Here is an 18,627-nt window from a genome sequence, read left to right as displayed (position 1 = left end):
GATATAAGTTCTACATGATTAACTACCAAAAGCCTACAGGTTCATGGATTTCTTATTTCTCTACACTTGCGAAGAAATATGGAGGTATTAATTTGGCTCAAGGAATTCCAGGTTTTAACCCTCCTCCGCTTTTACGACAAATATTATCTGACATTGCTTTTGAAAATGTCCATCAATATCCTCCGGGCAAAGGCAATTTCAAACTCGTGGAACAGTTGATAAAAAAATATCTACGGAAAGGTTTTTCTTTTACAGAACAAAATATTTTGATTCTTCAGGGAGCTACGGAAGCTATTAACCTGGTATTCTTTCTTTTCATGAAATGGTTCAGAAATGATGCATGGAGTGTGGCAACAATTGATCCACCATATGAGGCTTATGTGAAACTTCCTGAAAAGTATGGCAAACAAGTTTTTCTGCTACCGATCGAAAATCGAAAAGTAAATCTAGAATTTTTAAAAAATTGTATAAGGAAGAACAAAGTACGATTGTTTTTCTTGGCCAGTCCTGGAAATCCGTGGGGTGTGGTACTTGATGAGAAGAATGTTCGTGATATTGTTAAGATATGTGAAAAAGAAGAATGTCATGTTTTTTTTGATGCGGTCTATGAGGATGTCTACCTGGATAAGCCGCCGTATGTTCCTTATGATCTTCTAAATCCTTTTCTTTGGATAGCTTCTAGTTTTTCAAAAAAATTTTCTATTACAGGGTGGAGGATAGGATATCTAGTGCATGATTCAACATGGGATGATGAAATATCGAGTTTACACGATTACATTGGGTTATGTGCCAGTGGTCCCATGCAGGAAGCATTGGCTCGATTTCTTCATACTGAAGATGCACGCGAATATGAAAATTGGCTGATAAAGGAACTAAGAAAAAATTATCGTTTGGTAGTTAAAGAATTAGAGAAGTGTGGATTTAGCTTTGAAACGACAGATGGAGGCTACTTTTTGTGGGGGAAAGTACCCCAGGCGTTCAACGATGGATGGGATTTTGCTACGCAACTTTTTGACAAATTTAAAGTAGCATTGGTTCCCGGAGAGTATTTCTCGAAAAAAGCCAAGTCTTACGTCAGGATTAATTTTGCCCGTCCCCATAGTGAACTGGAGGAAGGCTTGTGGAAGATTCAACTTTTGCTCCAACAGATATCTTAATCGGATATCCATATAAAGGGTGAAATTGAACTTTTTTGGTTCGATAAGGCAAAAAGGCAACGCTGCCTAATTGAGCAACAAGAATATGATTGCTAAATAATTCTTTATCTTCTTCTAGAATTGAAAATCGGACAGTAGCTGGAATGACGTAAGGAATACCTGGCAATTTTTGAGAAGGTTTAGTCACATCGTAAGGGTGTGTAAGATTGTCGGTCATTTGGAAAACAGCATAATACTTTTTTGCATAATTTGAATCTACGATCAATCCTTTCTTTTCATTAATTGAAAAAAGGTAAATCGTATCATTTTGTATGGGATGTATGGTTAGCGAATAGGAGTGAATTTTCTCTTCTTTTTTCCCCATAAATAAACTGTTGTAGAGCTGTATGATAGAATCGAGTTGATGATTCATATATCTCAATGTCGAGACTTCGTAACCAACCTCATTGGTGCCAGAGTTTAGTTCAATTTTGTTCTGCCAAATTTTATTTAATGCATCTGCAATTTCTTTTCCCTTTTCTTCAAAAGTTTTCTCGGTTAGTTTTGTAATTACCTTGATGTTTTCAATTATCACGCTGTCGACAAAGGTTTTTTCTTTGATGGTATCGGTTCGCCAATAAGAATTGTTAAAAATTGGGAAATAAGATGTGGAAGATGAATGGTTTAAATTGAAACTTATATGAAATTGATGAGAAGGTTCAATCAAGTTGACAGGTTCATCATTGATAGCGAGTAGTAAAAAGTGAGAAGTATACGTCGTAAGTTCTTTTCGTCCAGGTGGAACGAATAGAAAGGATCTTTTAAAATCTGGTTCCACATGAATAGAATATTGGATGGATTTTAATTCATAAATCGAGCCATGTAAGGATTTGAGAAAATCATCATGAAATGAAAAAAATTTTGAGGCTTGATTGGAAAATAGACCTTCTTCCAAAATAGTTTGTTTCACTTCAATGGTTAGGTTAATCGTATTATATGGTAAAGCATAAATAATTCCTGTTTTAGCTTTTTGAAGATTTGGAAGATAGGGATAGATTTTTTGACCATTTAAAAGAAAAGTGAGTTTAAGGAAAATAAGAACGGACAATCGCATTTTTTTTGCAAAGATAGTATTAAAAAACAGTCAAATTATTCAACGACTAAGATTTGCCGATAAAGCTTATCTTGTGTGTAGATAGTAAGAAAGAAAGTGCCGCGGGGGATTTGCAAATTCACGAGCAAATGGTTTTGGTTTTCTTGAAGAGATTCATCGATAAGTATTTTTCCGGTAATATCGTAAATAGTAAGGCGATCCTTTCTTTTGAAAGGAAATTGAGAAACGATATGTAGTTTATCGTGAGCTGGATTGGGATAAATGAAAATAGAAGATAAGTTTTTTTCTTCAACACTTTGGCAATTTTTGACTTCAAACTTCACTGCGTTTGAATAAGCAACACAGGAACCAGATGTTACTTTTCTTCGATACCATGTGGTGGTCATGATAAAGCCAGGATCGCAAGTAAGACCTGTTTGCCCTGGAAGGTTTTGAAATCCGCTGACGCTATCTGTTACACTATATTGCCATTGATAGTTGTATGTTTGTAAGCCACCTGAGGCTGGAGCTACAGATGAGATGAGAGGAACATCCCCATAGTCGCAGAAAAAGGTATCGACACCTTTAATCATGCCTGCAGTTAATTGAACAAAATCTGGGGAAATTAAATTTTTGCGAATAGTACCGCTGTCACCTGAAAAACCTTGAGCTGTGCCATTTCCACCGACCCCTCCGTTGGCATAAATTTGACCATTTAGAATATTAGCGGCGCAAGGATTGAGAAAGAATTTAACTCGTCCACCACCGCCACCAGCTCCACCACGAGCAAAATCGAAACAATTTCCCATTTGATCATTTGGTATACCAGCATTGCCACCCGCTCCACCATTGACAGAAATAGTTCCAAGAAAAGTAAGTGAACCGTTGGAATGCAAAAGAACACCTCCTCCTGAACCTCCTCCTGCGCCTCCTCCTGCACCTCCAGCTGCATCAAAAACAGCCTGGGGACAGAGCGTGCAGGAATTGTATCCGGATGAAGTACAATCATATCCGTTATCGGTTGATTCGCCTCCACCGTTACCTCCATTGCCTCCATCACTTCCATTGCATTGGATGCTGCCGTTTATAAACATATTTTTGTTAGCCTTCAACAGTACGTAAGCTCCACCTTTCCCACCTTTTCCCCCGTTGGTGCCGTTCGAATATCCCCCGCCGCCACCTCCTCCTCCAGCGCCACCAGAACCCCATTGAATATCGTAATTATCAGCAGTTCCATACTTGGAAGAAAGACCCCCACCTGGACCGTAATTTCCACCAGAAGCACCAGAAAAACCTGATCCATAAGCTCCAAACCCTCCGGCACCTCCTCTTCCGCCATAACTTCCACCAGAACCACCTCCTGCTCCACCTCCACCTCCATTTAGCCCGTCTCTATTACCATTACAAAGAAAACCACCACAAATTTGAGTAATTGTATTACCATCCCCTCCATCACTCCCTTTTATTCCTCTTCCTGGACCTTCTCCATCCAATCCAGCTTTACCTCCCTTACCAGGATTTCCACTACCATTAGCTTTAATCCCACCTAAACCTCCTGCACCTCCTTTTTCTCCCCTGCCATTGCCATTGATGGTCCCATATACAAGGATGGTATCGGCCCAAATTTCCAAAAATTTACAAGCAGAATCTACAAACAAGGTAACGTTCGTTTCTAACTTGAATACCTTAATGTTTTTATGTACACCACCAGTTGTTAATTGGCTGTTAATGATCCAATCTTGTCCTTGGTGATCTATTGTGTCGCATTGTGAAAAGATAAAATAGCAATTCGTAAATAATGCAAATACAAACCATTTCATCTTTTTTTCCATAAGGATACAATTTTTCTTAATACAAAGATAATCAATTTATTTGATTTACATTTGTAGAAAAATGCTCAAATATTTGATTCCACATGCTTTTACTACAGGAAATCTCGTAGCAGGCGTTTTGGGGTTATATTTTTTACACATGTTGCAATGGGAAACAGCTTGGTATTTTCTCCTTGTTGGTGTTTTCTGCGATTTTCTTGATGGTTTTTTTGCTAGGATTTTGAAGGCAGAATCTTTATTTGGAAAAGAATTAGATAGTCTGGCAGATGTTGTTTCATTTGGTCTTTTACCAGGCTTTATGATCGTGTTTTACTTCAAAGATGTGTTTTTTTTACATGATCAATTAGTAGTGGGAGGGTTATATGTGATCATGGCGGCTTTTAGACTTGCTAAATTTAACACGCAAAAAAATTCGTATGATTATTTCGTGGGATTGCCTTCTCCTGCAGCAGCTATTTTTGTTTTTTCATCTTTGTTATTTTGGTCGGATGTGTTTTCGAAGCAGTGGCTTTTAATTTTTCAATTTCTCATATCTTGGGCAATGATAGTCCCCGTGCATCTCGAAAACCTAAAGATGAAAGCAATTACAAGTAAATTTTTATTTATTACACTCGTCATCATAGGTTCAAGTTTTGCGGTAATCTTGAACTATAAAAGCATTGCCATTATTGTTCTTATGTACTATGTTTTAGGTATGGTTTTGTTTCAATTCAAAAAGAAAGTTATAGTTTAATGATCATCGATTTCATACAACATGTTCATGATATGGAAATAATGAGGTAGAATTTCGTCTATGTATTCTCTTGAAGCTCTAGCACTACCAGGGATGCAGTAAATTTGAGTTTTTTTCAAGACCCCTGCAAGACTACGAGTTAATAAAGCTTGGGGTTTTTGGTGCCCGTATTTCCAGCGAATATATTCAGTAATACCAGGAATTTCTTTATCCAATAAAGGCTTTACTGTTTCAATGGTAATGTCTTTCGGTCCAATACCAGTTCCTCCTGTGGTAATAAGGAGATCTGTTCCTCGATCAATTGCGTTCAAAATGTTTTTTTCTAGCATTTCTCTATCGTCAGGTAGTAACGTATGATTGATTTCGTGAAAGATGTTTTTTGATGTAAAAAAATCATTGATTTTCTCGACAATGATTTTGCCACTTAGATCTTCGTAGATTCCCTGATAAGCTCTATCGCTTAGCGTTATAACAAGGCAAGAATGAACACGTGGTTTATAGTAAAGAATGTCTCCAGCCTGTAAAAAACCTTCGCGCACGACTCTAGCAAAAATTCCTTCGTAGGGCATGATGCAACTGCCAACTTTTTGGAAAATCGAACATCCATCTCCATGACATTTTTTGCCAATTTGAGTAACTTCGAGTTCGATCTTATCATTGTAAAATAGATCGAGAGGATGAACTTTTTGTAGTTCCATTCCTTCGGTGGTGATATTTTCTGCGAAGTCACCAAACTGAAACGATCTTTGTTGAAGCTTGCTGAATTTTTGGATGCTTTCTAAACCAAGCATGCTTACCATGCGATGTCCTGTGTCACGGTGAGCATCATTTTCAATACCATTTCGTGTCAGATATATGCGATCAACAGGATGTTTAGATATTCCTTTTTTTTCGGAAATATTAACTGAAACTACTTTTATCATGGAAGAAGAGTTCATGGTTTTTTTGTTTTGTACACCAAAGATATGTCTGTTATGGACATGGAATCGTCGACGGCTTTGCACATGTCGTAAATAGTTAATAGAGCAATACTAACAGCGGTAAGGGCTTCCATTTCTACACCAGTCTTATCTACACATCTAGCAAGACTTTTCACTTCGATCTCGTTTTCTCGAATTATAGCCGTTACATCAATTTTCGTTAATTGTATGGGGTGGCATAAAGGTATAAGTTCCGATGCTTTTTTAGCTGCTTGTATACCTGCAATTTCGGCTATTGTAATGACATCACCCTTTTTGATTAAGTGTTGTTTGATAAGATCAATGGTTTGAGGTTTAAGTTTTATGATTCCTCTGGCAAGGGCTTCTCTTTCCGAAGAGGGTTTGTTTGAGATATCGACCATTTGAGCTTTTCCACTCTCGTCGAGATGAGAAAAATTTTTTTCCATGGATTAACCTCCTATGCTATAGAAAGAATGCTTTATTGCTTTATGACCACAACAGGGCTTATTTTTAAGGGCAAGTTCAAAAGCTTTTTCAATTCCCCATTCACGGATGTTGTATTCGAGGTCGCTAAAAAGGCACGGAACAAGATCCCCTTTAGCTGAAAGTCTCAGTCTATGGCAAGTATGGCATTTACCTCCTTCTCCACCAATTACGTGAGAAAAGATCCCTTTTTCCAAATTCATTTTTTGGATAAAACGAATTTCAAAGCCATGCTTTTCGGCAAATTGTTTTACTAGTTTTGCATCATCTTCATCGGTAGAATTTTCAATCACGCAATTAAGTTTAATGGGATAAAATCCTACTTCGAGGGCCTTAAAGATACCATCAAGTGTATTCTGGAGAATGCCACCACGTGTGATTTGTTTAAATTTTTCGGGATCAAGGGTATCAAGACTTACATTGATACGGTGAAGACCTGCTTTTTTCAAATCATAGGCATATTGAGCTAACCATTGTCCGTTGGTGGTCATAGAAAGATCTTGAATACCAGGAATTTCTGCTATCATAGCCACCAAGTTTACGATGTTTTTTCTTACGAGAGGTTCACCCCCAGTAATTCGAATTTTATAAACACCATGCTCGGTAGCGTATTTAATTACTCTTGTGATTTCTTCAAAGCTTAAAATATCTTGATGTGACAAAAGTTTAATACCATTTTCAGGCATGCAATACGTACACCTCAGATTGCATCGATCAGTTACGGACACACGTAAATAAGTAATTCTCCGTTTATATGAGTCGTAAAGTAGCTTCATTTCCTTTACTTATTTCTTTCAGACCCTTATCTATAACTACCAATCCATCAGCTTCTGCGAAAGCATAAAAATGTCCTGACCCATTGTATCGAATAGGTTCAGCTTCTCCATTTACATTGATTCGAATGGGGTAAAATGAAGTTCTTTCTGCTTTCTTTCGATTAATAGATGAACCCATGCGAATTTTATATGTTTTTGGTTTTTCTTCCCAACCCATTATTCGCCAAATAAGAAGTTTTACGAGCAAATGAAATTGCACGAAAGTACTGACAGGATTGCCGGCTAAGCCGAAAATATACTTGTTTTCTTTTCGTGCAAGAGTCGTTGGCCGACCGGGTTGCACGGATAGAGAATCAAACAAGATTTGGTATCCTAATTCTTTCATAATCTGCGGAACAAAATCAAAATCTCCTTCCGAAACCCCGCCAGTAACAAGAACAAGTTCATTCTCGTCACTAGCTTTCTGAATTATTTGAAAAAGTATCGAGGTTTGATCAGGAACTATTCCATAATAATGTGGAATAGCGCCTGCTTCCTCAATAAGAGCCATTAACGTATATGCATTTGTGTTGCGAATTTGAAAAGTTTCAGGTGTAAATGAAGGTTCCACGATTTCATCGCCTGTGGTTACAATACCGACTTTAATTTGCTTATATACTTCTACCGTTGTATGGCCTGTCGAAGCAAAAATTCCTATGTGTTGTGGACGGATAAAAGTTCCTTTCTTAATGATTATTTCATTTTCACGCATATCTTCTCCTTGAAAAGCAATGTTGGATGCTGAAGATAAAATTTTGGCAGTAATCCAGCCATCTTTTTCTTCCACGTGCTCTTTCATCAAAACCGTGTCTGCACCGCGGGGGATAGGGGCACCTGTCATGATTTTAATACATGTACCTTTTACTACTTCCTGCTTTGGCTTTTGCCCAGCTGCTACGATTTCTATAACTTTTAAAGGTTGGTGGATATCTTCTTTGCGGCATGCATATCCATCCACAGCCGATTTATCAAAGGGTGGCATGTCCCTATCAGCGAGAATATCCTGGGCTAAAATTCTGTGAAGAGTATGTAAAAAATGAAGTTTTTCTTTCTCGACTTGAATTGGAAGAGAGTAAATTAGTGAGATTGCTTCTTCTAAAGAATACATTTTTTTACAAAAATAACAACTATGATTTTTTCAACAGTATACTTGGCTTATCTTTCTAAAAATAAAATAGTTGTTTCCTGTCATAATTTGCCTTCTACTTTTTTATAAATTTTATTTGTATTTTTACAGAAAAAAATGAGAAAGCACAAGTCTTTCATCGGAAAATGGATATGGCTTTCAATCATATGTATTTTATTTTTTACTTCTTGTGGATCTAGTCAATACAGAAGTTATAAAAGATACGTTAAAAGAAAATACTCTGCAATGGGTTATCGTAGTCATTATCAGAAAAAAATTAGAGCTTATACCATGCCCATTAATAAGAATTACATGATTCGTCAAAGAAACACTATTCCCAGATGGCTTTAAGGTTGGTCAAAAAATTTATATAACATTATTGAATTACCACCTCCAATGTGGGTTTTACCTTGAGAAGTTACAATAATGAATTTTGAGTTCTCATCATAATCAAGTCCAACGGGGAAGGGGTCAGCCTCACAGGATAAAACAATTTTGAAAGAAAAAGCATCTACAACAACAATTTTTTTTTCGTCATTGACAGCTGCAAAAATCCATTTACCATCATGTGAAATATCCATGGTTCGTACACCTTTACCCACAAATACTTCTTCCCAATATGGATAGAAAAAAATTTTTTGTTCTACGTATTTGATGATGGAATCGATAGGCGCTCGCTGGATAAAACCTGGCTTATGAGCTGTCAGGTAAAGATAATTTTTATGCACGATTAGATGACGAACGTTAGTTTTCATGCCCCAAATAGTTCCAAGATATTTCCAATTTGACGTTTCGAAAACTGCTATCCCGCCGCCTCCCATTCTTCCAACAAAAAGGTAGCGACTATCTTCTGAAAAACAGGTGCCACGCAAACATAAACCACACTCACTGTCTCGGTTAACTGCTGTGTTAGTAGATGGACTAAGTTTGAGCTGCTGGTCTACGACAAGATGAGCAATATATTTGAAGTTTTTTGGATTATCTGAATCTACATTAATGATCCCGATGGTGTTGTCACCCCAGTGTGTCACAGCTATCCATTTACCATTCGGCGAAGCAGCTATCATTTTGGGAAGTGGTCCTGTTGCCATCACTCGAACAATGGTATCTGCATCAGTATCTATGATAGCCAAGGCTGATGGCAAGATGGCATTTTCATCATAAGAGCGACGATAATACGTAACCCATAAAAATTTTTTACGGTGTGAGAAACAAGCCTCAACAGGTTTGCCTTTGAATACATCTCGAGTAAATTTAGTCGTCAGCACATACCCTAATTCCTTTTCTTCATGAGCTTGGAAAAGAAACTGTTGTTTTATGTTAAAAGAATGAGATATAATTTTGATAAGTTGAGGAGAATCCAGGGCAAACACCAACGTATTTTCACCTTCAAGGTTTTGAACGTAAAACTTGTTTTTTTCTGATAATATAAGAACCGATTTCGGACTGTCTATTACATCTAAAAAATGGTCTTGAGAATGATTGGGTGATGAATTAAATTTTTGAAAACGGGTGATTAGAGTTGCTGAAATTCCAATTTGTTCATTATGAAAAACTTCACCTACATCAACTTGGCTATATAAAAGAAGCGGGAACATGAGAGTTCCCGCCATAAGAAGTTTATGATGAAATAAAATCATTTACTTAGCAAATTTTTCTAACCATCGTAGCATCATGATCATGGTAAGCATGGAAAGAAGACATACCACTACGAATGTCAGCCATGTAATCCATAAAGGCACATTAGCGTAAAGCAATCCACCAATGAATAAAAGTTGATTTCCAATAGCTGTTGCGCCAAGCCAACCGCCTTGCATCAATCCTTGATATTGGGGTGGAGCAACTTTGGATACAAATGAGATACCCAAAGGACTTATAAACAATTCAGCAACAGTCAAAATAAAATATGTTCCAATAAGTAACCATGGTGTTACTTTAAGTTCTTCAGGAACTACGCTTTGAATTTCATAACGAGGTGGTAGGTTGAATGAACCAATCATCATGAGTAAGTAAGCAAGGGCTGCAATAAACATACCTATGGCTATTTTTTTGGGAGTAGAAGGTTCCATGTTCTTCTTTGAGAGAAAACCAAAAAATGCTATTATAATAGGGGTTAGAACAATGATGAAAAGGGGATTGATGGATTGAAAGATTTCAGCCGTTAGAGGGAAGCCCCACAATTCGAGATGAGTGTATTCTTTGGCAAAATAAGTTAGAGTTAAACCATTTTGATGAAAGCTAAACCAGAAGAATATTACAATTGCGTAGACAGCGAGCAATGCGTAAATTCTCTGACGAATTTCTTCTTTGGACATGACAGGAATTTCTCGAACAGAGCTATCTTGGGTAGTTGTTTCATGCTTACGAACGTCAGGAAAGAATTTTTTGTAAGCAAGGTAAATAAGAAGAGAAATAAGCATGGCAAGAACAGACACAATAAAAGCATAGTGGTATCCTTTAACGAAAACATCCAAGTAATTGGTAGCAAATTCTTGCAGGGATGAAAATTGGCCGTTGAGAGAAACTTCCCGTGCAAAGGTTTCAAATTTCTGAATATCCTCTGCAGCTAGTTTTCCGTCAAGGTAGGAATGACATAGAGATGGTAATTCAGATTTATATGCAAAACCGTGACTATGAAGCCACCAATTTCTAACTCCTGTAGCAGCAAGAGGTGCAAAAAAAGCACCCACGTTAATAAATAAATAAAATATTTGATATCCTCGATCACGATAGGGTTTAAATTCATCATTATCATACATTTGACCTACAAGTGCTTGTAAATTACCTTTAAATAGGCCATTTCCAAATGCAATCGTAAAAAGTCCTAACAAGGTGATGATTAAAAATAGTGCTTGTTGGTCAGAACGTATTGGTGTTGGGAAAGCCATGAGTACGTATCCTAGAGACATCACTAGTAAACCAATTAAGATGGTTCCTTTGTAATTTCTTGTTCTGTCGGCAATGATTCCTCCAACAAGAGCAAGCAAGTAGATGGAAGCGTAAAACACGGAATAAATAATGCCATTCCAAGATTTTCCAAGGTTAAATTTAGCTTCCAAAAACAAAACGAGTATGGCCATCATGGTGTAAAAACCAAAACGCTCACCCATATTGGCAAGCGCCGAAGGGATTAAACCTTTAGGTATTTTCATATGGGTCTAGTTTAGAAAGCAAAAATAAAGAAAAAAATTATTAAAAAATTGGAATGTAATCTTTGGGTGGTTTGCAGCCAAAAACCAGATTAATTCCAAAATGAACGTTCATATATTTCCAGTTTCTAGGTAATGAAATACTACTGTTACCACCATCCCATACATATTTGTTCCAGATAAAAGGAGAAAGAATATTGTCAGTTAAGAGATAAATTTGGAAGAAACCAGGTTTGAGAGAAAAACCTAAACCAAGATTTGTATAATTGCTATTAGTGATAGAATAAGATGCAGATATATTGAATACATTGCCCAATCTTCTTAGGTATGACACGCTCAGAGCTGGATGAAGTCCCTTATCGTAAAACCAGATGCGAAGAATTGCGGAGATTTTGTCGTTTTTAGTCAATTGATAAAAGCCACTTAAATGTATTTTGGTGTTAAGCATGGTGGTGTAGGCGTTATAATTGGTATCGATTTTAAATATGTCAAATATAGAATCCTTAATAGCGTTTAGTTTATCTTCCATATTAATGGTATCGGTAGAATCTCTATCTCCAACAAAATCGCTAATGTCAATTCCAGAAAAAGTAAATGTAGCATTTGGATTATGATTCACGAAATTGGTCGTGTTAGTTTTCCAGCGAATGTAGCCAAAATCAACTATTGATGCAGCAAATGTGAACTTGTCGTTGTATTTATATGTGGCTCCAGCGTCAATACCTAAGCCAAAGTTTTTTGTATTCATGAGGTATTCACGACCATCAAATTCATTGGTGCTGTCGTAACCAAATAATCCGCTACTTCTAAGGTCAATATCAGCTTGGGCTGTAATATCGAAGAAAGGAGAAGTGGTAGTCAGGGAAGCGTCTAATTTCCGAGTATGGAAGTTAGATTTACCAAACAAAAATTTTATCCGACCTCCTAAATACAGATTATTCTTCCATAGATACGCATATCCCAACGCATATTCTCTATAATGCATGAAGTTTAAACTCAGACGACCTATATGCATTTTTTCGTCCAGTAGTGCACCATTTCCTTTGTATATAAATTCAATAAGATCACGAGGATAATACATTCGAACTCCGAATTTTTCAGCCAGGTAAAAATTGAAATAATGTTTCTGTTTCAATTTAAAGCCCATAGAGAAGAACTCAAAATTAAGGTTAGTAAATACGAGATTGTTTTTCTTGAGTTTATCCAATAATGAGTTCATATTGATGATGACGGAATCTTGCTGACTAATTGATAAAACATCTTGTGCGTTAAATCCATTGTGCCCAAGATCCAAATAAAAACTTGAGAGGAAAGGTAAACCAACATGAACCTTACATTGAGGAACGAAGGAGGGATTTAAATATGTAGACTGAGGTATGATATTTAATCCGTGAATAATCAAGTCGTTTTGTGAATTCAAAACGAAAATCAATTGAAACATGATGGCGATTACAAATATTTTTTTCATAGTAATATCCTCCATTTTTATAGTTAGAAATTAGAAGAAAATTTAAACTGTACTTGCATACTCAATCGTACTTTAAGTCTGTAATGAGCATATATCTTAATGATTGCATTTGGGGAGTTCTGAGTATTTAACCGAGCTTTAATAATTACTTTCCTAGTTCCTAACAGGTTCTGAACTCTTTGTTTAGGAAAAACAACATCTAACATTTTTTCCTGAGGTTGAGTTACGATGTAGTCGGGAGGTCCACTTGTAAAAGCGCTTAAAATTAAAGTTTGAGAGGACGATATAAGAGAGTCTTTCAAATGATTCAAAGAATCAAGAAAATACAATTGAATGTTTGCATCTACAGGAAACCCATTTTTTGTATAAAGCCTAAAAAGTATCCATTCTACGTTGTTAAGTGTATCAGGAAAAGTAATAGGAATAGTATCTGCTAGAACAAAGCCGTGAGCATATCCGAAAAAAGGAAATTCTGCACGTCCATAAATGTGAATACGGCTTGTGTCGAGAGCGAAGTTTTTTACAATGTTGCCATTTGGGTTGGCGCTAGCATCTATTACACTCAGTAGTTTTTGTGGCATGATAGCAAGAGCATTACTTAAATTAGAATTGTTTTTGTTAATATTCAACGAAGAAACAGATGTTTGACCGAACGACGAAGGGAAAGATATATGCCATGGGTTAGGTATTCCTGGGCCAGTAATATTTACAGAATTGTAAGGGGGAATGGTTCGTTGCGTGGCCAAGTAAATGAAAGAAGCATCAAAAGGGATACCAAATGAATTTTTTAAATTAATGTATAAGCGAGGATCTTCCCAATAAATAATTCCAGTAATAGCACTGTTGTAGATCCGAAAACTAAGAGTATCCATGTTATTGGAAATAGAGAACTGCCCCAAGTATCCATGAATTCTTGAAAAACGTAGATTACTTATTGAAAATGCAAAATTTAAAAAATAAGGAGAAAGGTTAGGATTGCCATTGCCTTGAACGTATAGAGTAATATTTACGGGTAACCTATTTGGGTTGTTTGGATCAAAAACAAGTTTGGTTCCTGTTAGATTATGTGAAGATGAACCAGACGGAATGGTATAAATAAGCGTATCAGCAAAAGGTTGTCCGTTTTGGGTTGAGTTGCCAAAAGAAATGACACACATGGACGGATAATTGAGTGTAGAATTTAAATTAACCTGCAGAGTTCCTTGCTTTAGAAAGACACTGTCTAATATGATTCCGTTGGGAAGAGATAGGTCTATGTACGTGTTAATCGTGTAAGTATAAAGTCCATTTAAAGGTCCACCAGGAATTACTAAGTTTTGATTGTTGGAAATAAACTGATCAGATAATTGAATAAAATTTTCAGCAGAAGGGCTTTGATAATATCCATCGTAAACGAGGTATAAAAGTTTGTTGGAATCAATTACAAACACTTCATTAGAATCATAGTCCATCAACACATCCCACATCGACATTTCTGTATTGATCAAAGGAGCTGCAACGTTGGGATTCCAATCAGTAGTTCCTAGCCTGTCCAAATCAAATTCTTCCTTAACACAAGAAAAAAACAACATAACGGTTAAAAGTAAAATCCATTTTTGTTTTTTCATAAAAGTGATTTTTACATTAGACTTTTTTCTTATGTAAACGTTGCAAATTTTAAAAAAAAACATAAAAGATTAAAATTTATATTATATATCAGTTTAGTTTTCTGATAGCATTACGATTGAAAAGAATACCAAAAACATGATAGTTATCATAACAGATATCAGCGTAAGTATCATAATAGTTTTCAATCGTGATACGATCATCTTTTAAGTCTACTTGAAAAGCATAAAGCTGACTTGTTTTAAGAAGAACGTACCCTTTCCATTCATTTTGAATTTTTCTTATTAAAATTTTTGTTATCTCGTTGTTCTTAAAAGGTAGAAAATATTTTTTCCAATGGATAAAATCATTAGTAATAAGGAGATTTTGATTGTTCGAGATAGCAGCTCCATGAGCAGATGCATGTAATATTTCAAGATCTTCTACGGATGAGGGTAAAGAAAATTTTTGAATTTTCTTTTTGTAAAAAATAAACAGTTTTTTTTCCTGCCCAATCCACCATGTTGAATCACCCGAAAAGTAAAATGATGAAAATATTGTTCCTTTATAAATTTGTTTACCAGTACGGTTCAAGATGTAAATAAAGTTTTTGTCCTTAACGAAATAATATTCATCATTTCCCATGATAAGTGGATTACTAGAAACTTTTGGCAACTTCGGTTTCCAGCCAGAAGAAGGTAATCCTGATAATTGAATATTTACTAAATTTCCCTTTTTATTTAAAAAAACAATTCGCCAACCTGGAGGATTTTTTAAGTATATGGCAGAAATAGTTTGAGGTATAGCATCATGCAAATTCAATTTACCTGGTACAGAATTTTTCTTGCTATTCTGAATGTAAAACAATTGGTTTGAGTCTAAGAGGACAAATAACTTTTCTGACGTAGACGATGAAAAAACATATGCATTAGAAATTCTTGGAATGAGCGATAAAAGTTTGACTAATTTGTGTTGTGATGGCGTAAGAATGTATGCAAATCCGTCTTGACCATGCAAAAGTATATAAGCATCATTTGGATGTTGAACAACTTTACAAAAAAAGTGAGGAGGTAATAAAAAGTCGTCTGGTGTTGAATTTTTAAGACGTGAATATGAACAAATATTTCTGTTGAACAAAACATGATGAATCTTCCATCTGGGAAATTCTTCCAACGCAACGTGAACTTCAAGAAACGAAGATGGAATGCGGGACAAAACACTTAAAAACCTATTGCGTTTTAGCAAGTTGTTGCCGAAACTTACAAGTTGTAGAATGTCTTGAAGAACTGAACTATCACAACACCAATACGCGACTTTGTTAGCCGTGTTTAAAAAATAAAAATGATGGGAATCAGTACGAAACTTTAAAGGTATGTTGGTAGAAAAATTGGTGTAGAACTGGCTGTATTTTTCTAATGTATCAATTGTATCAATCCATCCAAACCAAACACGCTTCTGATAAATATCGAACCATCCACATGGAGGAACTATAGGGAAAGGAAGAATTTTATTCCAGTTCGCAAATTCACGATTTATCTTAACTGAAACATATACGCAATCAGCCAATGAGGGTATGTTGACAAATATGCTATTTAAGTTCTCTGTGGCTTTGGGAGATTCGATTTGACTATTAATACACTCGATTTGTAGATTACATAAAATAGTATCTTCTTGAACAATGTAGCGTTTCCATGAACGTAAATCCGCACAAGAACAAAAGTTATAGTGATGTAAAAAAAGCATTGAATCGTCTCTAAAAAACCAATGATTTTCGCGCAATTTTTCGAAGCTTTCATAAACTTTTGTAAAGGAATTTTCATTTGAAGAATTTTGAAGAACATGATCAACGATATCCTTGTTTTTAGAAAAAATGAACCAACCATCTTTTTCCTTAATAATCCAAGGAAACTCTAGTTTCTCCTGTGTGATTTTAGTTTGTTTTTTACAGATCCAAACTATATGTTTAGAGTTTTTTAGATTATAGCCCGCCACGAGAAGTGAGTCGCAAAATTTTTGTAAAAAGAAAGCATCACGACATATTTCTTCCCTTGTTTCGGCTGGTAGGAAGAATAAGCGTTGGCAATGCAATGAATCAATCTTGTATATGAATCCGACAAAACCAACTGAGTCGCTAATAAAATCTGTTGCTTTGATTGTATTTTTATTATGAAAAGGAGATAAGAGTAAAAAAAGACTCAAAATAAGTACACCTGTCCATGCAACGATCCAAAAGATCCATCTATTATTTTTCATTAATCAAAGTTGGCAAGATTTTTTTTATATTTACATAAATGCGCGATCCGCGATTAGCTCCAAAATGTCGGATAAAAGTAAAACGATCAGCTTTTGCCATGTTTTCTAAGGAACCAAAAAATTTAAAAAGTTTTTGAACGGTTTTTTCCCCAATGCCAGGAAGGCTTTTTAATTGCGAGGAAAGCACTTGTTGAGATCTGTATTTTCTGTGATTTTTTAAAGCAAACCGATGGGCTTCATCACGGATTCTCTGGATGAATTTTAGCACCTCACTTTTTTTATTCAGAAATAGTGGAAGAGGATCATTAGTCTTAAATATTTCTTCTAGTTTTTTTGCAATACCAATAAGATGGATTTGATCCTGCAATTTAAGTGCTTGAATAGCTTCGTGAGCAGCAGATAGTTGTCCCTTACCACCATCGATGATCACCAATTGTGGCAGCTCTTTTTTTTCCTCAACCAAACGTTTATATCGTCTAAACACTGATTCTTTCACCATAGCAAAATCATTAGCACCCGTCACAGTTTTAATATGGAAAATTCTATACTCGGATTTTGATGGTTTTCCGTTTTTAAAAACAACGCAAGCTGCAACTGCTTCTTCTCCTTGAAAATTTGAAATATCAAAACATTCAATATGAACAGGTTTTTGAGAAAGATTTAATTCTGATTGTACTTTGAGAAGTAAATTATCGATGTATGTTTCGGGGTTTATTTGTAATAGTTGTTTCTGTTGTCTTTCTTTAAACTCTGTGGCATTTTTAAGGGAAAGTTTAAGCAATTCAAGTTTTTCACCCTTCTTAGGAACTACAAATTTGATATGATCCATTTTAGCGTGAATAGGAAAGGGAACGATGACTTCAGTTGGGTTTTCTCCCATCATGGCCCAAAAATTACCTATAGCTAATAAAAGAAGTTCTTCATTTGTTTCCTCAAGACGAGATTTAAGTTCGATTGATTGACCGTACACCACATTGCCTTCAACAATTCGAAAAAAATTGACATATGCATATTCACCATCACGTATCATACTAAAAACATCTACATTACCAAGATGTGGAAAAGAAACTACAGATTTGGCCTGATATTCTTTAAGCAATTGCCATTTTTCTTTCATCTCTTGAGCTTTTTCAAATTCCCAGCGCTCAGCAAAAGACTTCATTTGTTGTTCGATTTCTTGAAGCACCGGCTTGATATTTCCTCGTAAAATTTTTTTTGCCTGTTGAACCATGTGTAAATAATCTTCATGGCTTTGTAAGCCTATGCAAGGAGCCAAGCATCTTTTCAATTGAAATGATATACAGGGTTTGAATTTTCCTTTTTGAATATCTTTTTCATTTAATTTCAATTGGCATGTCCGAAAGTAAAAAAGTCTTTCGAATACGTTTAAGATAGAATGCATCATGCGACCAGATGGGTATGGACCAAAGTATTCTGCATTGCGATAAGTTTTATCTCTTGTCTTAATAATTCTAGGATACTCCTCATCAGTAATGATTATCCAAGGGTAAGTTTTATCGTCACGAAGCAATACGTTGTATTTAGGTTGATGCTTCTTAATAAGATTGTTTTCGAGAATGAGTGCATCTATAGATGATGATACAACGATAAATTCGATACGGTTAATTTTACTAACAAGTAATTTAAGTTTGATGGAGGAGGGTTCTTTTTGAAAATAACTTGCTACTCTTTTTCGTAAATTTTGAGCTTTTCCTATATAAAGCAAGTTTCCCTTTTCATCAAAGAACTGGTATACCCCAGGTTTGAGTGGCAGCAATTCGATTTGTTTTAAGACATCCTCCCTGGGCATTTTTTTACAAATTTAAATAATAAAAAAAGCTGCGTAAAAGCAGCTTTTAAAAGGTGCAGAAAAGTTTCATTTCTGCTCGATGAGTTTACTAAGGCGTTCAATTTGTTTTTCCAATTCTTCGATTTTCTTATTTTGAGTTTCAATCTGTTGCTTTAGGTCATTAATTATTTCCTGTTGTTCTTGGATAGCTTTTACCATAGGTGG

At 35.6% G+C, this 18,627-nt stretch carries 15 protein-coding genes; 3 read left to right on the top strand and 12 right to left on the bottom strand.

The window, feature by feature from the left end; genetic code table 11:
* Positions 1 to 14 precede the first annotated feature (14 nt).
* Complete coding sequence (locus tag N2Z72_00110; GenBank protein MCX7696081.1) at positions 15 to 1,157, top strand: pyridoxal phosphate-dependent aminotransferase; 1,143 nt, start codon at positions 15 to 17, stop codon at positions 1,155 to 1,157.
* Here the strand turns inward: N2Z72_00110 and N2Z72_00105 are convergent.
* Both N2Z72_00105 and N2Z72_00100 read right to left on the bottom strand, forming a co-directional pair.
* The gene (locus tag N2Z72_00105) at positions 1,081 to 2,250 is read right to left on the bottom strand and encodes a DUF4831 family protein (protein ID MCX7696080.1); all 1,170 of its coding nucleotides are present in this window, start codon (positions 2,248 to 2,250) and stop codon (positions 1,081 to 1,083) included. The genes N2Z72_00110 and N2Z72_00105 overlap by 77 nt on opposite strands.
* Positions 2,251 to 2,285: 35 nt before the next feature.
* Positions 2,286 to 4,049, bottom strand: a complete 1,764-nt coding sequence (locus N2Z72_00100; GenBank protein ID MCX7696079.1) for a T9SS type A sorting domain-containing protein — start codon at positions 4,047 to 4,049, stop codon at positions 2,286 to 2,288.
* 73 nt (positions 4,050 to 4,122) lie between these two features.
* On the opposite strand from N2Z72_00100, the gene pssA reads away from it, so the two are divergent.
* On the top strand, positions 4,123 to 4,794 hold the full coding sequence (gene pssA, locus N2Z72_00095) for a CDP-diacylglycerol--serine O-phosphatidyltransferase (GenBank protein MCX7696078.1): 672 nt from the start codon (positions 4,123 to 4,125) through the stop codon (positions 4,792 to 4,794).
* On the opposite strand, the gene N2Z72_00090 is transcribed toward pssA, so the two are convergent.
* From N2Z72_00090 to N2Z72_00075, 4 genes are read right to left on the bottom strand one after another with little or no spacing between them, the layout of a single operon-like run.
* On the bottom strand, positions 4,791 to 5,732 hold the full coding sequence (locus N2Z72_00090) for a molybdopterin-binding protein (GenBank protein MCX7696077.1): 942 nt from the start codon (positions 5,730 to 5,732) through the stop codon (positions 4,791 to 4,793). The genes pssA and N2Z72_00090 overlap by 4 nt on opposite strands.
* Entirely contained in the window at positions 5,729 to 6,181 is a 453-nt protein-coding gene (gene moaC / locus N2Z72_00085) for a cyclic pyranopterin monophosphate synthase MoaC (GenBank protein MCX7696076.1), read from the bottom strand. Before moaC ends, N2Z72_00090 begins: the two co-directional genes overlap by 4 nt.
* Positions 6,182 to 6,184: 3 nt before the next feature.
* Positions 6,185 to 6,994 carry a radical SAM protein gene (locus N2Z72_00080; GenBank protein MCX7696075.1) on the bottom strand — a complete coding sequence of 270 codons (810 nt, stop codon included), beginning with the start codon at positions 6,992 to 6,994 and terminating at the stop codon, positions 6,185 to 6,187.
* Complete coding sequence (locus N2Z72_00075) at positions 6,969 to 8,141, bottom strand: molybdopterin molybdotransferase MoeA (GenBank protein MCX7696074.1); 1,173 nt, start codon at positions 8,139 to 8,141, stop codon at positions 6,969 to 6,971. Before N2Z72_00075 ends, N2Z72_00080 begins: the two co-directional genes overlap by 26 nt.
* 135 nt (positions 8,142 to 8,276) lie before the next feature.
* On the opposite strand from N2Z72_00075, the gene N2Z72_00070 reads away from it, so the two are divergent.
* The gene (locus N2Z72_00070; GenBank protein ID MCX7696073.1) at positions 8,277 to 8,510 is read left to right on the top strand and encodes a hypothetical protein; all 234 of its coding nucleotides are present in this window, start codon (positions 8,277 to 8,279) and stop codon (positions 8,508 to 8,510) included.
* Here N2Z72_00070 and N2Z72_00065 read toward each other — a convergent pair.
* The 6 genes from N2Z72_00065 to uvrC all read right to left on the bottom strand — a co-directional run bounded on the left by N2Z72_00065 (position 8,507) and on the right by uvrC (position 18,423).
* Positions 8,507 to 9,799 (bottom strand): hypothetical protein, encoded by a 1,293-nt coding sequence (locus N2Z72_00065; protein ID MCX7696072.1) that lies wholly within the window; start codon positions 9,797 to 9,799, stop codon positions 8,507 to 8,509. The two genes, N2Z72_00070 and N2Z72_00065, sit on opposite strands and share 4 nt — an antisense overlap.
* Positions 9,800 to 11,311, bottom strand: coding sequence for a peptide MFS transporter (locus N2Z72_00060; GenBank protein MCX7696071.1), 1,512 nt, complete (start codon positions 11,309 to 11,311; stop codon positions 9,800 to 9,802).
* 40 nt (positions 11,312 to 11,351) lie between these two features.
* A complete protein-coding gene (locus N2Z72_00055) occupies positions 11,352 to 12,776 on the bottom strand; it encodes a DUF5723 family protein (GenBank protein ID MCX7696070.1) in 1,425 nt (474 codons plus the stop codon).
* 23 nt (positions 12,777 to 12,799) lie between these two features.
* Positions 12,800 to 14,383, bottom strand: coding sequence for a hypothetical protein (locus N2Z72_00050; protein ID MCX7696069.1), 1,584 nt, complete (start codon positions 14,381 to 14,383; stop codon positions 12,800 to 12,802).
* Positions 14,384 to 14,471: 88 nt separating this feature from the next.
* Positions 14,472 to 16,613, bottom strand: a complete 2,142-nt coding sequence (locus tag N2Z72_00045) for a hypothetical protein (GenBank protein ID MCX7696068.1) — start codon at positions 16,611 to 16,613, stop codon at positions 14,472 to 14,474.
* A complete protein-coding gene (gene uvrC / locus N2Z72_00040) occupies positions 16,603 to 18,423 on the bottom strand; it encodes an excinuclease ABC subunit UvrC (protein ID MCX7696067.1) in 1,821 nt (606 codons plus the stop codon). The genes N2Z72_00045 and uvrC overlap by 11 nt, the downstream gene beginning before the upstream one ends.
* Positions 18,424 to 18,627: the final 204 nt, after the last annotated feature.

The organism is Bacteroidales bacterium, assembly GCA_026418905.1.
In the GTDB taxonomy this organism is placed as follows: domain Bacteria; phylum Bacteroidota; class Bacteroidia; order Bacteroidales; family DTU049; genus JAOAAK01.
This window is presented reverse-complemented; position numbering and strand designations above follow the sequence as displayed.

What these genes read in the sequence shown, in the direction of transcription:
- N2Z72_00110 (MCX7696081.1), top strand. Translation starts at nt 15, where the DNA reads ATGATTAACTACCAAAAGCCTACAGGTTCATGGATTTCTTATTTCTCT.
- N2Z72_00105 (MCX7696080.1), bottom strand. Translation starts at nt 2,250, where the DNA reads ATGCGATTGTCCGTTCTTATTTTCCTTAAACTCACTTTTCTTTTAAAT.
- N2Z72_00100 (MCX7696079.1), bottom strand. Translation starts at nt 4,049, where the DNA reads ATGAAATGGTTTGTATTTGCATTATTTACGAATTGCTATTTTATCTTT.
- pssA (MCX7696078.1), top strand. Translation starts at nt 4,123, where the DNA reads ATGCTCAAATATTTGATTCCACATGCTTTTACTACAGGAAATCTCGTA.
- N2Z72_00090 (MCX7696077.1), bottom strand. Translation starts at nt 5,732, where the DNA reads ATGAACTCTTCTTCCATGATAAAAGTAGTTTCAGTTAATATTTCCGAA.
- moaC (MCX7696076.1), bottom strand. Translation starts at nt 6,181, where the DNA reads ATGGAAAAAAATTTTTCTCATCTCGACGAGAGTGGAAAAGCTCAAATG.
- N2Z72_00080 (MCX7696075.1), bottom strand. Translation starts at nt 6,994, where the DNA reads ATGAAGCTACTTTACGACTCATATAAACGGAGAATTACTTATTTACGT.
- N2Z72_00075 (MCX7696074.1), bottom strand. Translation starts at nt 8,141, where the DNA reads ATGTATTCTTTAGAAGAAGCAATCTCACTAATTTACTCTCTTCCAATT.
- N2Z72_00070 (MCX7696073.1), top strand. Translation starts at nt 8,277, where the DNA reads ATGAGAAAGCACAAGTCTTTCATCGGAAAATGGATATGGCTTTCAATC.
- N2Z72_00065 (MCX7696072.1), bottom strand. Translation starts at nt 9,799, where the DNA reads ATGATTTTATTTCATCATAAACTTCTTATGGCGGGAACTCTCATGTTC.
- N2Z72_00060 (MCX7696071.1), bottom strand. Translation starts at nt 11,311, where the DNA reads ATGAAAATACCTAAAGGTTTAATCCCTTCGGCGCTTGCCAATATGGGT.
- N2Z72_00055 (MCX7696070.1), bottom strand. Translation starts at nt 12,776, where the DNA reads ATGAAAAAAATATTTGTAATCGCCATCATGTTTCAATTGATTTTCGTT.
- N2Z72_00050 (MCX7696069.1), bottom strand. Translation starts at nt 14,383, where the DNA reads ATGAAAAAACAAAAATGGATTTTACTTTTAACCGTTATGTTGTTTTTT.
- N2Z72_00045 (MCX7696068.1), bottom strand. Translation starts at nt 16,613, where the DNA reads ATGAAAAATAATAGATGGATCTTTTGGATCGTTGCATGGACAGGTGTA.
- uvrC (MCX7696067.1), bottom strand. Translation starts at nt 18,423, where the DNA reads ATGCCCAGGGAGGATGTCTTAAAACAAATCGAATTGCTGCCACTCAAA.